This is a genomic window from Nocardioides coralli, from assembly GCF_019880385.1.
In the GTDB taxonomy this organism is placed as follows: Bacteria; Actinomycetota; Actinomycetes; order Propionibacteriales; family Nocardioidaceae; genus Nocardioides; species Nocardioides coralli.
The window spans coordinates 2,892,967-2,906,612 of sequence record NZ_CP082273.1 but is presented as its reverse complement, the minus strand read 5'-3'; the positions used below and the strand labels follow the sequence as shown (position 1 = coordinate 2,906,612).

The following is a 13,646-nucleotide window of genomic DNA, read 5'->3' as shown; positions in this document are numbered from 1 at the left end:
GCGCTCGCAACGGATGCGGTACCGCTAGCGTCTGTCCCACGTGGAGCAGCTGGCAGTGGAGCCGGACCTGACCTTGGGGGTCGAGACGCACGTGGTCGACTTCGACGAGTGGGTCGCGGCGAGGGGTGAGGACCTGTTCCGGTTCGCCTACGTCCTCACCGGCAACCGGGTCGACGCCGAGGACGTGCTGCAGGAGGTGCTGTCCCGGGCGCTCCCGCGCTGGGACCGGATCCGCGCCGTCGACGACCCGGACGCCTACGTGCGGAGGATGGTGGTCAACGCCCACATCTCCTGGTGGCGGCGGTTCCGCCGACGGGAGACGCCCGTGGCGGAGGTCCGGCTCGGAACCACCGACGACCCCGACGTCGAGGAGCAGGACCGGGTCTGGCGGGCCTGCCTGCAGCTGCCGGTCGACCAGCGGGTGGCCGTGGTGCTGCGCTACTACGAGCAGCTCGACTACGCCGACATCGCGGACCTGACGCGCGTCAGGGAGGGCACCGTCCGGTCCCGGGTCTCCCGCGGCCTGGCAACGCTGCGCGAGCGGCTGGAGGTGACCGATGGCGACTGACCTCGAGACCCGGCTCGCGTCGGCCCTGCGAGGCGCCGCCGGCCGCGGCCCGCGCCCCGGTGACCTCGCGGCCGGCGCTCGCAGCCGGCTGCGTCGCCGGCGGCGTACGGCGGCGGCGGTGGTGGGAGCCTGCCTGGTCGTCGTCGCGGTGCCGCTGGGTCTGACGCTGGCCGGCGGTGGCGACGGGGCGGACCGGCGGGAGGGTCCGTCCGCCGACCGCATCCCGGCCGACTGGCGCACCGAGACCTGGCGCGACCTCACCGTGCGGGTGCCACCTGGCTGGACCTGGGGCGGCGGCACCGACTGGTGCACCGCGGGGCGGGACCCCGCTGGTGTCACCCCGGCGGTGAGCCGTCCCGGCGGGGTCGTGGCCTCGGTGGACTGCGACCCCGGCACCGGGTACGGCGCCCACTTCGCCGAGCCGGCCAGCGGCCCGCTGCCTCCCGGCACCGAGGGCGTGGTGCAGCAGTACCGCGGCCAGCGGTATCCCGACGGTTCCTGGCTCGGCTACGCGACCACCCGGCATTCGGCGGTGTGGATCGTCGCCGAGGACCGGCTCGTCGCGCGCATGGTCATGGACTCCGTCGAGGCGGTGGGCGACGTCGACGCCAACGGCTGCGCCACCCGTCGTAGTGCGCCGGCACCGAGCGCCGAGGACCGGGTGTCGGTCTGCCGGTACGGGCGCGACGGATGGCTGCGCCAGAGCGAGCTGCTGCCACGCGACGCCAGCGTGACGGCCGCGGAGGCGGTGGCCTCGTCCCCGCGTGCCGGCCAGGCCGTGCTGTACGCCTGTCCCGTCGCCGCCGGACGACGCCCGGTGGTCACGATGCGCTCGGTCGACCTCGACGTGCGGCTGCTCGCGGGTCGGGGGTGCTGGACCGCCAACGTCTACGAGGTGGACGGCGTCGAGCGTCAGCTCACCGCCGACGTGCTGTTCTGGGCGCTCTCGCCCGGGTGGGACGGGGTGCTGCAGCGCGGCCTCCCGGCACCCGTGCGCTTCCGGTCGGAGTGAGGGAGGGCCTCGGGTGGGGTGGTCTCGACAGGCTCGACCGACGTGTGGTCGCGACGGGCTCGACTGGCGTGGGGTCAGGGACGTCCGTCGAGGAACATCCGGAGCCTTGTGCGCGTCGCGTCCGGGTCCCCGGGCAAGTGGCCGTTGACGGCGCGGCACACCCACCCGAGCCGCAGCGCCAGGCGGACGGCCTCGTCCAGGTCGCCGGCGTGGCGTTCCCGGTAGGGCGCGAGATAGCTGGCGACGTACGGCGCCAGGTCCTCGCTGCCCGGCTCGTCGTCGACGCCCCACTGGACGACGCCCTCCAGCACGACCGACAGGGTGAAGAAGGGGTGGGAGACGCAGGCGTCGCCCCAGTCGAGGACCTGGGGGTGGCCGTCGCGGAGGAACACCTGGGCGTCGTGCAGGTCGTCGTGCTGCACGGTCTCCGGGACCCCGAACGCCGCGAGCTCCCCGCAGAGCTCCTCGACCCGGGACCTGCCCGGCAGCCGCGCGTCGGTCCCCGGCAGCTCCGCCAGCAGGGCGGCGTAGGAGTCGGCGAGGGTGGGCAGGCGGCGGTCGGGGACGCCGAGGGCCAACAGGGCGGGCACGTCGGCCTCGCACGCCAGCTGCAGCTCGGCGTACGCCGGCAGCACGTCGTGCCAGCGACCCAGCGCGTCCGCGGGCGCGAGGTCCCGCAGCCGGTCGCCGGCATCCGCCATCAGCAGCCAGCCGGTCTCCTGGTCGAGGGCCAGCGGTGCCGGGACGAGCCCGGCGGAGCGACGGGCCAGCAGCGCGGTGAGTGCGGCCTCGTGCCGCAGCGGCTGGTGGTTGGCCTTGAACCACACCGGGCCCGCGCCCGTCGGCACTCGCATCACGGTCGACCAGGGGTAGACGTGCGGCTGCTCGACCTCGCCGGTGCGGACGAGCCCCAGCTCGGGGAGTCGGGCGTCGATCCAGGCGTGCGCGGCGCTGACGAAGTCAGCGGATCGCCAGTGCTCGGTCACGGGGGCGAGTCTCGCAGCAGCCGCGGCGGTGACATGCTGAGGCGCATGACCTACGAGGCAGCGCCCGACCGGTACGACGGGTTCACGGGCGGTGACGGCATGGAGTACCGCCCCACGGGGCGGAGCGGGTTGCGGCTGCCCGTGCTGAGCCTGGGACTGTGGCAGAACTTCGGCGACGACCGGCCCGAGGAGACCCAGCGCGCGATCCTGCGGCGCGCCTTCGACCGCGGCGTGACTCACATCGACCTCGCCAACAACTACGGGCCGCCCTACGGCCGGGCCGAGGAGAACTTCGGGCGCTACCTCCGCGACGACTTCGCGCCCTACCGTGACGAGCTGGTCATCGCCACCAAGGCGGGCTACGACATGTGGCCCGGCCCCTACGGCCAGGGCGGCGGGTCGCGGAAGTACGTGCTGGCGAGCCTCGACCAGTCGCTGCGGCGGATGGGGCTCGACTACGTCGACATCTTCTACAGCCACCGCTTCGACCCCGAGACGCCGGTCGAGGAGACGATGATGGCGCTGGACCATGCGGTGCGGTCCGGGCGGGCGCTCTATATCGGCATCTCGTCCTACTCCGCCGACAAGACCCGCGAGGCGGCCGGGATCGCCCGCGACCTGGGCACGCCGCTGCTGATCCACCAGCCGTCGTACTCCATGCTCAACCGCTGGATCGAGGCGCCCCGTGGCGAGCAGAGCCTGCTCGACGAGCTCGAGACGCAGGGCATGGGGTGCATCGTCTTCACGGCGCTGGCGCAGGGGCTGCTGACCGACCGCTACCTCGACGGGATCCCCGAGGACTCACGTGCCGCGCGCGAGGACTCGACACTCACCGGGCTCGACGACGACGTGCTGCGTCGGGTCCGTGCGCTCCACGAGATCGCGCAGCGTCGTGGCCAGAAGCTGGCCCAGCTGGCGCTGCAGTGGGCGGTCCGAGACCCTCGCGTCACCAGCGCCGTGATCGGGGCCTCCAGCGTGGAGCAGCTCGACACCAACCTCGATGCCGTCGGCGCACCTCCGTTGACCGCGGAGGAGCTCGCCGAGATCGACCAGTACGCCGTCGAGTCGGGCATCAACCTCTGGGCCCGGTCGGCCGAGCACTGAGGGCTCAGGCGGTACGCCGGATGCGGCCCGCGTAGCGCTCCTCGAGCGCGTGGTTGTGCGCGTCGCCCTCGGGGATGTTGGCGGAGAGGTAGACCGGCGGCTCGGCCCCGGCGTCGAGCAGGCGACGCACGACCTCGGCGGTCACCATCTGCGCGAGCAGTGCCGCCGTGATCGAGGAGACCGCGCACACGGCGCCGCCCCCCGGCAGGTCGAGCACCGCGTCGCCGTAGGGCGCCTCGTTGTCGAGGACCACGTCGGCGAGGTCGACCAGCTTCTGGCCCGACGGGTGCCGCGACTCCACGCCGCGGGTGTGCTGCAGCGACGTCACCGCGATCAGGGAGTGGCCGTGCTCCTTGACGATGCGAGCCATCTCCACCACCGAGCCGTTGACGCCGGAGCTCGACGCGATGACGAAGACGTCGGCCGGCCGCGGGGCTGCGAGCTCGTAGAGACGGGCGGCGATGCCCGGGTCGCGCTCCAGGATGCCCCGACCCAGGACCTCGGGGGACTCGCCGCCGTGGACGACGACGTCACGCAGCGAGATCCGGTTGCTCGGGACCAGGCCGCCCGCGCGGCCCGCCAGCTCCATGGCCAACGCCTCGGAGTGGCCCGACCCGAAGGTCTGCAGCACGCCGTCGGCGAGGACCGAGCGGGCGATCAGCTCGGCCGCCTCCTGCACCGGGCCGTCGGCCTGCGCCGCGACCCTGGTGAGGACGGGGTCGAGTGCGTCGAGATAGGACTGGGCGCTCACCGCTACGTCGGACAACGTTCGACACCTTCCTCTGGGACTTGCTAGGAGTATGTCGTGGCGCACAGCAGCTCGGGCACGGGGGACGGCCTCGTCCTCGGCGGGGACATCGGCGGCACGTCGACACGACTCGTGGTCGCCGACGGCGCCGGCCGCGTGCTGACGCGAGGTACCGGCCCCGGAGGCAACCCCGTCGCCCACCCGGCGACCGCGCGGCAGGTGCTCGCCGAGACCCTGGCCCGGGCGCTGGACGGCGTCGACCCGGCAGCGGTGCGGGCGGGGGTCATCGGGATGGCCGGGAGCGGGGCCGCACGCGACCCGGCGGCCCGCGCCGCCTACGACGAGCTGTGGCGGCAGGCCGGCCTCGGGTGCCGCCCGAAGATCTGCTCGGACCTCGAGGTCGCCTACGCCGCCGGGACCGACGCAGCCAGTGGCACCGTGCTGGTGGCCGGCACCGGGGCCGTCGCGGGACGCATCCGTGATCGTCGACTCGTGGCGGCCGTCGGCGGGCACGGCTGGCTCCTCGGTGACGAGGGCTCGGGTTACTGGATCGGCCGCGAGGCGGTGCGGGTGGCGCTGCGCGTCCTCGAGGGGACCGCTCTCGACGGCGTGCTCGCGCGGTCGGTGCTCGACCGGTTCGGGATCGACGCCCGTGACGCCGAGGCCCGTTCAGCGTTGATCGCGACGGTGCACGGGCGACCACCGGTGGCCCTCGCCGCGGTCGCGCCCCTGGTGAGCGCGGCCCACGAGGCCGGTGACCCGGCGGCCACGGCGGTCCTCGACGAGGCGGCGTCCCACCTGCTGCGCACGTGGGACGGACTGGGCGTCGCGGACCCCGGCGCACCCGTGGTCCTCGCCGGTGCCCTGGCGACGGCGGGGACCCACCTCGGTGAGCTGGTCCGTGCCGGGCTCCACGACCGGGGGGCGGCGCCCGTGACGGCCGCGGACCCGGTCCTCGGCGCCGTACGGCTCGCGCTCGGGTCGGAGCGCAGCCCCGTGACTCGTGAAGGAAACTGATCGAATTGATGCTTGCCCGATCACAGATGAACAACCTAGGGTGAGCAGAACTCGGGGCCCAGTGCCTCACCCACGGATGCAGCATCGTTCGTCATGAAGGGGAAGCACCATGTCCAGCACCTACAGCCCGTCCCGCCGCGCCCTCTTCCGCCAGGCCGGCCTCGCCTCCCTGGCGGTCGCCGGCGGGTCGTCCTTCCTGTCGGCCTGCGCGACCTCCGGTGGTGGTGACGGCGACGGCGAACGGGCCGAGCGCACGGACGACAACCCCTTCGGCGTGCAGGCCGACGCCCCCCTCTCGGTCGTCATCTTCAACGGCGGCTACGGCGACGACTACGCGAAGTACCACGAGAGCCTCTACGGCGAGGTGTTCCCCGACGCCGAGATCTCCCACAAGGCGATCACCGACATCCGGCAGCAGATGCAGCCGCTGTTCAACGCCGGCAACCCGCCCGACGTCCTCGACAACGCCGGCGCGGAGGCCATGCCGATCTCGACCCTCGCCGACACCGGCCAGCTGGCCGACCTGACCGAGCTGTTCGAGGCCGAGGCGATCGGCTTCGACGGGATGACGGTCCAGGAGACCCTCAACCCGGTCGCCATCGAGTCCGGGGTCTACGACGACAAGCCGCTGGTCCTCAACTACGCCCTCCAGGTCTACGGCCTCTGGTACGACCGCGCCCTCTTCGACGAGCGGGGGTGGGAGCCGGCGGAGACGTGGGAGGACTTCCTCGCCCTGTGCGAGGAGATCAAGGGCGCGGGCATGGCGCCGCTGGCCCACCAGGGCAAGTACCCCTACTACATCGAGCAGCTGCTCTGGGACCTCGCGGTCAAGCACGGTGGCCCCGAGGTCGCCTACGCCATCGACTCCCTCGAGCCCGGTGCCTGGGAGAACGAGTCGATGAAGGCCGCGGCTGCCGCGATCGCCGAGCTGAAGTCCAAGGGCTACATGCTCGAGGGCACCGAGGGGCTCGACCACATCCAGTCCCAGACGCGCTGGAACGAGCACAAGGCGGCGTTCATCACCTGCGGCTCCTGGCTCGAGAACGAGCAGAAGGAGGTCGCCCCCGAGGGCTTCGAGACCACCCTGGCGCCCACCCCGCTGCTCCCCGGCGCGGCGCTGCCGTTCCAGACGGGCCGGGTCGAGGCGGCCGAGGCCTTCATCGTCCCGGCCCAGGCCGCCAACGTGCCGGGCGGGATGGAGTTCATGCGGCAGATGCTCTCGAAGGAGGGCGCAGCGGAGTTCACCAAGCTCACGGCCGCGCCGACCGTCGTCAACGGCGCCACCGAGGGCCTCGAGCTGACGCCCGGTGCCGCCTCGGCGATCGCCCTGATCGACGCCGGTGGTGACGACAACTGGAACTACTACTACAACAAGTGGTACACGCCGCTGGAGCCCAAGATCGGCTCGGCGGTCGCCGAGCTGGCCGCCGGCCGCATCGACGCCGACGAGTTCTGCAGCCGTGCCCAGGCGGCGGCCGACGAGACGGCGAACGACCCCAACACCGTCAAGCGCACCCGGTCGGCCTGAGGTCCCGACGCGCGCGAGAGGGCGAGGATGAAGCACGGTCGCTACCCGTTCATCGTGGGCTTCCTGGTCCCCGGGCTCGCGATCTACGCCGTCTTCGTCCTCTCGCCGTTCGTCCAGGCGTTCCACTACTCGCTGACCGACTGGACCGGGATCTCACCGGAGTTCTCCTACGTCGGGCTCGACAACTTCCGCCGACTGCTCGACGACTCCCAGTTCCTCGCAGCGGTCCGCAACAACGCCCTGCTGCTCGTCGTCGTCCCGTTGGCCACCGTCGGCCTCGCGCTGGTCTTCGCCTTCCTGCTCAACGTCGGAGGCGGGGCGAGCGGGGCCGGGGTGCGGGGCATCCGCGGCAGCGGCTTCTACAAGCTGGTCTTCTTCATGCCCCAGGTGCTGGCCATCCCGGTCATCGCCGTCATCTGGTCGGTGATCCTGGAGCCCACCGGGAACGGCCTGGTCAACTCGGCGCTGGGCTGGATCGGCATCGGGCCGCTGGGTTTCCTCGCCGACCCCGACCTCGCGCTGTGGTGCGTGATGTGGGTCCTCGTCTGGGGCAGCGTCGGCTTCTACCTCGTGCTCTTCAACGCCGCGATCAGCTCGGTGCCACGCGAGATCTTCGAGGCGGCGGTCATCGACGGTGCGGGCCGGTTGGCCACCTTCCTCCGGGTCACCCTGCCGCTGCTGTGGGACACGGTGCAGACCGCGTGGGTCTACCTCGCGATCCTCGCGCTGGACGTCTACGCCCTGGTCGCCGTGATGACGGCCGGCCCGGGCGGGCCGGACAACGCCACCCAGGTGATCTCGCTCCAGATCGCCCAGAACGGCTTCACCTTCGGGCGGGCGGGCTACGCCTCGGCCATGGGCGTGGTGCTGTTCTTCCTGACCTTGGTGATCGCCGTGTTCATGCTGCGCATCACGCGCCGCGAGCGGGTCGAGTTCTGAGCAGGAGACGACGATGACGACGACCTTGCCCCCACGGGAGCCCGGGGCGGCCCCACCGCCGGCGGCGCCCCCGGCCGGTGGCCCGAGGCTGCGCCAGACCCCCGGTGACTCCACGGCCACGGCCACGGCGCACGCCGTCCTGCTGCTGTGGTCGCTCCTGGTGATCGTGCCCTTCCTCTGGGCGCTGCTGGCATCGGTCAAGGACTCCCGCGAGATCTTCGGATCACCCTGGGAATTGCCCGAGGTGTGGCGCTGGTCGAACTTCGCCGCCGCCTGGGACCGGGGCGGCGTGGGCGACTACCTCGTCCACAGCCTGGTCGTCGTCTCGGGCGGCGTCGTGCTCACCATGCTGGTCGGCTCGATGGTGGCCTACGTGCTGGCCCGCTACGAGTTCCGCGGCAACCGGGCGATCTACTACCTCTTCGCCGCCGGGATGATGTTCCCGGTGTTCCTGGCGATCGTGCCGCTCTTCTTCGTCGTCCAGGGCCTCGGCATGCTGTCGACCTACCACGGCCTGATCCTGGTCTACGTCGCTTACTCGCTGCCGTTCACGGTCTTCTTCATGCACGCGTTCTTCCGCACCCTGCCCACCTCGGTGGCCGAGGCGGCGATCGTCGACGGGTGCTCCCACACCCAGGTGTTCTTCCGGGTGATGCTCCCGATGGCCAAGCCGGGGCTGCTGAGCATCGGCATCTTCAACGTCCTCGGCCAGTGGAACCAGTTCGTGCTGCCGGCGTTCCTCTCCCCGGAGAAGCCGGTGCTGGCGCAAGGCATCGCCACCCTGCTGGCGCAGCAGCGCTACGAGGGGAGCTGGGGGGTGCTGTTCGCGGCGCTGGCGATCGCGATGGTGCCGGTCGTGGTCGTCTACCTCATCTTCTACCGGCAGATCCAGGCCGGCCTGACCAGCGGCACCCTCAAGTAGCCACGACCACGAAGCCGCGGCGGGAGCCGGTCAGCCGGCCAGCAGGCGCAGCAGCCGCGACACCTCGGCGGCCACGGCGTCGCGACCCGGGCCGAGGTACTTGCGGGGGTCCACGAGCTCCTCGTCGGCCAGCGCGCGACGGACCGCGGCGGCCATCACCGCGTTGAGGTGGGTGGCGATGTTGATCTTCCGCATGCCGTGCCGTACGGCGCTGCGCAGCCCCTCGTCGGGTACCCCGGAGGAGCCGTGGAGCACCAGCGGCACGGCGACTGCCGCGGCCAGGCGGGCGATGAGGGCGTCGTCGAGCACCGCGTCCCGGGTCAGCATGGCGTGGCTGGAGCCCACGGCCACCGCGAGCGCGTCGACACTCGTGTCGGCCACGTAGGCAGCGGCCTCCTCGGGGTCGGTGCGGACCCCGGGCGCGTGGACGCCGTCCTTGCCGCCGACCTCACCGAGCTCCGCCTCGACCCACACCCCGGCCGCGTGCGCCTCCCGGGCGACCCGGCTCGTGGCTGCGACGTTGGCCGCGTGGTCGAGCCGGGAGGCGTCGTACATGACCGACGGGAAGCCGAGGTCGATCGCCTGCTGCACGAGCTCGGGCCGCGTGGCGTGGTCGAGGTGGACCACCACGGGCACCGCGGCGTGCTCGGCCACGGCGAGGGTGGCGCGGCCGACGGGGACCAGCGAGCCGTGGTAGTCGACGGTGTTCTCCGAGACCTGCAGCACGACCGGCAACCCGGCGTCCTCCGCGCCGGCGACGATCGCCTCGGCGTGCTCGAGCTGGATGACGTTGAACGCGCCGACACCGCGCCGGGCTGCAGCGGACGTCGTGGCGACCTCGGACATCGTGGCGAGGGTCATGATCCTCCTGTCGACAGGCCGGGTGTGCAGGTGCGGACCTCGACCCGGGGGAGGAGGTCGCGGTGGAGCTCGAGGTCGATCGCCCCGGCGACCGGGGACGCGACGGCGGCCGCCGAGGCCGCCACGGCCTCCGCGGCGAGTGCGGCCGGCGCGACGCCGTGGGCCAGGCCCCGGGCGACGGCCGCGGCGGCGGCGTCGCCGGCACCGGTCGCGTTGCCCGCCACGGCGTACGGCGGGCGGGCGTGCCAGCTCCCGGACCGGTCGGTCACGACCAGTCCCTCCGCGCCGCGGGTCGCGACCACGGCCCGCGCCCCGGCGGCGACGAGGGCCGCGCTGCGTCGCGCCGTGTCCGTCGGGTGGGGGCAGGGACCGACGAGCTCGGCGAGCTCCACGTCGTTGGGCATGAGGACGACTCCGGGGACCCCGGCCGCGGTGAGCAGAGCCGGGCCGGAGGTGTCGATCACGGTCGGGACACCGGCGGCGAGGGCGCTGGTCGCCAGCTCGGCCGGGAGCGTGTCGTCGACGCCCGGGGGGAGGCTGCCGGAGACCACGAGGCAGCTGGCGGTCGGCAAGAGATCCCCGACGCGCCGGAGCAGCGCCTCAGCCGAGCCCGGCGTCACCGGGACCCCCGGCTCCCACAACCCGGTCGTCCGGCCGGGCTCGGCCACGACGAGGGTGCGACGCACGTGGGGGAGGGTCGTGACGAACGCCGTGCCGACGCCGCAGGACGCCACCTCCTCGGCGAAGGCCGGGCTGGCGAACCCGGTGGCGGTGACCCGCTCGCCGAGCTGGGCCAGCACCGCGGCGACGTTGATCCCCTTGCCGCCGGGCCGGAGCCGCGCGGTGCTGACGCGCTGCACCTCACCGAGCCGCACCTCGGGGACCTCGTAGGTGGCGTCGTAGGCGGGGTTCGGCGTGACGGTGACGATCACGCGACCGGCTCCCCGCCCCGGAGGACCGCGGTCACGCGCCAGTCTCCGTCGAGCGTCAGGACATCAGCCCGCAGGCCGGTCCCCAGGCGCCCTCGGTCGGATAGACCGAGCAGCGTCGCGGGTGTGGTGGAGGCAGCGCGCACCACGGCCACGGGGTCGATCCCGGCGTGGACGACACACCGGCGGACGACGTCGGCGAGGTGCGCGGTCGATCCGGCGATCGAGCGCTTCTCACCCGTCGTCCAGGCGATCGCGTCCTGGACCCGGACGGTGAGCGGTCCCAGTCGGTAGTCACCGTCAGGCATGCCGGCGGCGGCCATGGCGTCGCTGACGAGCACGACCCCGTCGGGCGGCGCGAGCGCGAAGACCATGGCCGCCGTGGCGTCGGCCAGGTGGACCCCGTCGGCGATCAGCTCGACGCGGGTCGTCCCCCGGGCCAGGGCGGTCAGAGCAGCGGCCACGGGTCCGGGCTCGCGGTGGTGCAGCGGCGCCATGCCGTTGAACAGGTGGGTCACCAGGCCGGCGGGGCCGGCGAGGGTCTCGGCGACGGTGTCGACGTCGGCATCGGTGTGCCCGGCGGCCACGACCACCCCTGCCTCGGCGAGGACGGCGGCGACGTCGCCGGCCCCCGGCAGCTCGGGCGCGATCGTCAGCATCCGGACCGAGCCGCCACCGGTGCGGAGCCACGAGCGCACGGTCGCGACGTCGGGCTCCGCGAGCTGGGAGGGGTCGTGGGCGCCGCAGTGGTCGCGGCCGAGGTAGGGGCCCTCGAGGTGGCTCCCAGCCACGGTGCCGCCCTCCTCGACGACCTGCCGGATGGCCGCGACCGCCTGGGTGATGTCGTCGGTCGCGGCGCTGACCAGGGACGCGAGCATCGTCGTGGTCCCACGCGCCAGGTGGTGAGCGGCGGTTCTGCGGACGTCCTCGGGCGAGCCGGTCGTGACGCTGTGACCACCACCGCCGTGGCAGTGCACGTCGACGTAGCCCGGCACGATGGTCCCCACGGGGGCGGGCTGCTCGCCCTGCCAGTCCCGCCGGTCACCGACGAAGCCGAGGGTGTCGCCGGCGATCTCCACGACCCCGTCCGGGATCACCTGCTCGGGGAGCACCACCCGGCCGCCGAGCACCCGGCCCGTCACGTCGTCGTCCAGGGTTCGAAGGCCAGCATGCCGGCGCCGACCACACCGGCACGAGGACCCAGCTGGGCCACCGTGACGCGGGCGGGCGCCACCACGCGGGTACGGCGCGCGAGCTCGCGCTCGAGCGTCTCGACCAGCCGCAGACCGGCGACGCTGAGGCCGCCGCCGACGACGATCAGCTCGGGCGCGACCACGGTCGCCAGCACGGCGAGCCCGTCGGCCAGCGCCTCGACCGCCTCCTGCCACACCTCGCGGGCCCGGGGGTCGACGTCCAACCGTGCGACGACCTCGGCGGCTCCGGCGACCTGCTCGCCGGAGCGGTCGGCGTAGGAGCGGGCGATGGCCGAGGCCGACGCCACCGCCTCCAGGCACCCGTCGCCGCCGCACGGGCAGGGGTGACCGGGACGCACGGCGAGGTGGCCGATCTCGGCGATCTCCCCGTGGTGACCGGTGACCACCCGGCCGCCCGCGACCACCACCGCCGCGACACCGGTGCCGATGACGACGAAGCAGACGTCGGTCTCACCGCGGCCCGCGCCGTACCGGATCTCGGCGACCGCGGCCGAGGCGACGTCGTGCCCCAGCCGCACCGGCAGCTGCCAGCGGGTCGCCAACGGCTCGGCGAGCGCCAGGTCCCGCCAGCCGATGTTGGCGCTGTAGGTCGCCACGCCGTGCGTCGCGTCGACGATGCCGGGCACCACGACGCCGGCGCCGCGGACGGGACCGGCGGCGGTGCCGAGCAGGCGGTCGCCGAGCCGGCCGATGGCCTCGCGCGCCGACTCGCCCGGGGGCGTGGGGGCGCGCTCGGCGGCGACCACCGTGCCGTCGCGGTCGACCAGCTCACCCTTGATGGTGGTGCCGCCGACGTCGACGGCGAGCGCGAGGGGCGTCGTCACGAGTCAAGGATGATGGATCGCTCGAGGTTGCGCGGCTGGCCGGCGTCGAGGCCGCGGTCGGCGGCCCGGAGCAGGCAGAGGCGGTGCACGAGCACGAGCTCGGCCATCGGGTCGCGCTCGTGGGCCACGAGGGCGGCGCCGGTGCGAGCCACGTCGCGCGCGAAGTCGGGGATCAGCTCGTCCAGGGCCCAGACCGCGCGGCCCGGTGCGGAGATGGAGATCGGCCCGTGGCGGAACTCGGTCTGGTGGTAGGACTCCGTCCAGGACTGGGTGGACTCCTTCAGCTTGAGCGAGGCCTCCTCCGCGAGCCCGAAGCCCCACCCCATCGCGACGAACGCGATCTGCTCGGCGTGGCGGACGGCGGCGAGGGTCTCCTCGGCGAGCTGCTCGTCGTCGATGGCCAGCACCTCGCGCGCCTGCTCTGCCGCCTCGCGGAGGTCGTGGCCGAGGTGCCAGCGGAACATGGCCAGGGCCGTGGTGGCCGTGCGCGACTGGACGACCGCCTCCTCGTCGACGTGCTCGAGGGAGATCACCTCGCCCAGGTCGGCGATCGGGGTACGGGGGTCGGCGGTCACGACGGTGACCGGCACCCGGTCGCGCAGGCCGTCGAGGGCGGTGAGCACCTCCGTCGTGGTGCCCGACCGGCTGATGCCGATGACGCGGTCGTAGGGCCGGTCCAGCACCGGGTCGCCGGCCGGCCAGGCGTCGGTCTCACCGTGACCGAGCGACTCGCGGAGCGCGGCCACCGCCCGGGCGACGTAGAGCGAGCTCCCGCACCCGAGGACCGCCACCCGCTCTCCGGGCCGGGGCAGCACTTCGCGGTGGTCGTGGGCGAGGTCGGCCGCCTCCAGCCAGTTGTCGGGCTGGGTGGACACCTCGGCGGCAAGGCCGCCGGCACCGGGGGTGGCGAGGGTGGAGGTCACGGCGCCAATCCTCCGTGGGATTGATTGGTACTGTCAATCCACCCGATCAGATGAGCAGAATCAATCACCGA

At 73.4% G+C, this 13,646-nt stretch carries 14 protein-coding genes; 7 read left to right on the top strand and 7 right to left on the bottom strand.

Annotated features, from left to right (window positions below; all coding sequences use genetic code 11):
• Positions 1-40 precede the first annotated feature (40 nt).
• Positions 41-568, top strand: coding sequence for a SigE family RNA polymerase sigma factor (locus K6T13_RS14190; protein ID WP_249423797.1), 528 nt, complete (start codon positions 41-43; stop codon positions 566-568).
• Positions 558-1,580: a hypothetical protein gene (locus K6T13_RS14185; protein ID WP_222895197.1), complete on the top strand. Its 1,023-nt coding sequence runs from the start codon at positions 558-560 to the stop codon at positions 1,578-1,580. Before K6T13_RS14190 ends, K6T13_RS14185 begins: the two co-directional genes overlap by 11 nt.
• A 74-nt stretch (positions 1,581-1,654) precedes the next feature.
• On the opposite strand, the gene K6T13_RS14180 is transcribed toward K6T13_RS14185, so the two are convergent.
• Positions 1,655-2,566, bottom strand: a complete 912-nt coding sequence (locus tag K6T13_RS14180; protein WP_222895196.1) for an aminoglycoside phosphotransferase family protein — start codon at positions 2,564-2,566, stop codon at positions 1,655-1,657.
• A gap of 45 nt (positions 2,567-2,611) precedes the next feature.
• On the opposite strand from K6T13_RS14180, the gene mgrA reads away from it, so the two are divergent.
• Positions 2,612-3,670, top strand: a complete 1,059-nt coding sequence (mgrA, locus tag K6T13_RS14175) for an L-glyceraldehyde 3-phosphate reductase (protein WP_222895195.1) — start codon at positions 2,612-2,614, stop codon at positions 3,668-3,670.
• A gap of 4 nt (positions 3,671-3,674) precedes the next feature.
• Here mgrA and K6T13_RS14170 read toward each other — a convergent pair whose 3' ends face one another.
• Positions 3,675-4,436 (bottom strand): sugar isomerase domain-containing protein, encoded by a 762-nt coding sequence (locus tag K6T13_RS14170; RefSeq protein WP_249423796.1) that lies wholly within the window; start codon positions 4,434-4,436, stop codon positions 3,675-3,677.
• 39 nt (positions 4,437-4,475) lie between these two features.
• Here K6T13_RS14170 and K6T13_RS14165 point away from each other — a divergent pair, with 39 nt between their 5' ends.
• The 4 genes from K6T13_RS14165 (at position 4,476) to K6T13_RS14150 (ending at position 8,824) form a co-directional block, all read left to right on the top strand.
• Complete coding sequence (locus K6T13_RS14165; protein ID WP_222895194.1) at positions 4,476-5,435, top strand: N-acetylglucosamine kinase; 960 nt, start codon at positions 4,476-4,478, stop codon at positions 5,433-5,435.
• A 109-nt stretch (positions 5,436-5,544) separates the two neighbouring features.
• Entirely contained in the window at positions 5,545-6,963 is a 1,419-nt protein-coding gene (ngcE, locus tag K6T13_RS14160; protein ID WP_222895193.1) for an N-acetylglucosamine/diacetylchitobiose ABC transporter substrate-binding protein, read from the top strand.
• Between the two features lie 27 nt (positions 6,964-6,990).
• Positions 6,991-7,902 carry a carbohydrate ABC transporter permease gene (locus K6T13_RS14155; RefSeq protein WP_222895192.1) on the top strand — a complete coding sequence of 304 codons (912 nt, stop codon included), beginning with the start codon at positions 6,991-6,993 and terminating at the stop codon, positions 7,900-7,902.
• Between the two features lie 13 nt (positions 7,903-7,915).
• On the top strand, positions 7,916-8,824 hold the full coding sequence (locus tag K6T13_RS14150; RefSeq protein ID WP_222895191.1) for a carbohydrate ABC transporter permease: 909 nt from the start codon (positions 7,916-7,918) through the stop codon (positions 8,822-8,824).
• Positions 8,825-8,854: 30 nt separating this feature from the next.
• Here the strand turns inward: K6T13_RS14150 and K6T13_RS14145 are convergent, their stop codons facing one another.
• The 5 genes from K6T13_RS14145 to K6T13_RS14125 are packed head-to-tail and all read right to left on the bottom strand — an operon-like array spanning position 8,855 to position 13,575.
• Positions 8,855-9,685 (bottom strand): class II fructose-bisphosphate aldolase, encoded by an 831-nt coding sequence (locus K6T13_RS14145; RefSeq protein WP_222895190.1) that lies wholly within the window; start codon positions 9,683-9,685, stop codon positions 8,855-8,857.
• Positions 9,682-10,617: a 1-phosphofructokinase family hexose kinase gene (locus K6T13_RS14140; protein ID WP_222895189.1), complete on the bottom strand. Its 936-nt coding sequence runs from the start codon at positions 10,615-10,617 to the stop codon at positions 9,682-9,684. The genes K6T13_RS14145 and K6T13_RS14140 overlap by 4 nt, the downstream gene beginning before the upstream one ends.
• Entirely contained in the window at positions 10,614-11,756 is a 1,143-nt protein-coding gene (locus K6T13_RS14135; protein WP_222895188.1) for an N-acetylglucosamine-6-phosphate deacetylase, read from the bottom strand. The genes K6T13_RS14140 and K6T13_RS14135 overlap by 4 nt, the downstream gene beginning before the upstream one ends.
• Entirely contained in the window at positions 11,753-12,652 is a 900-nt protein-coding gene (locus tag K6T13_RS14130; RefSeq protein ID WP_222895187.1) for an ROK family protein, read from the bottom strand. The genes K6T13_RS14135 and K6T13_RS14130 overlap by 4 nt, the downstream gene beginning before the upstream one ends.
• Positions 12,649-13,575 carry an SIS domain-containing protein gene (locus K6T13_RS14125; protein WP_222895186.1) on the bottom strand — a complete coding sequence of 309 codons (927 nt, stop codon included), beginning with the start codon at positions 13,573-13,575 and terminating at the stop codon, positions 12,649-12,651. The genes K6T13_RS14130 and K6T13_RS14125 overlap by 4 nt, the downstream gene beginning before the upstream one ends.
• Between the last annotated feature and the right edge of the window lie 71 nt (positions 13,576-13,646).

Coding starts and splice junctions, on each gene's coding strand:
- K6T13_RS14155 (WP_222895192.1), top strand. CDS start 6,991: ATGAAGCACGGTCGCTACCCGTTCATCGTGGGCTTCCTGGTCCCCGGG.
- K6T13_RS14185 (WP_222895197.1), top strand. CDS start 558: ATGGCGACTGACCTCGAGACCCGGCTCGCGTCGGCCCTGCGAGGCGCC.
- K6T13_RS14150 (WP_222895191.1), top strand. CDS start 7,916: ATGACGACGACCTTGCCCCCACGGGAGCCCGGGGCGGCCCCACCGCCG.
- mgrA (WP_222895195.1), top strand. CDS start 2,612: ATGACCTACGAGGCAGCGCCCGACCGGTACGACGGGTTCACGGGCGGT.
- ngcE (WP_222895193.1), top strand. CDS start 5,545: ATGTCCAGCACCTACAGCCCGTCCCGCCGCGCCCTCTTCCGCCAGGCC.
- K6T13_RS14145 (WP_222895190.1), bottom strand. CDS start 9,685: ATGACCCTCGCCACGATGTCCGAGGTCGCCACGACGTCCGCTGCAGCC.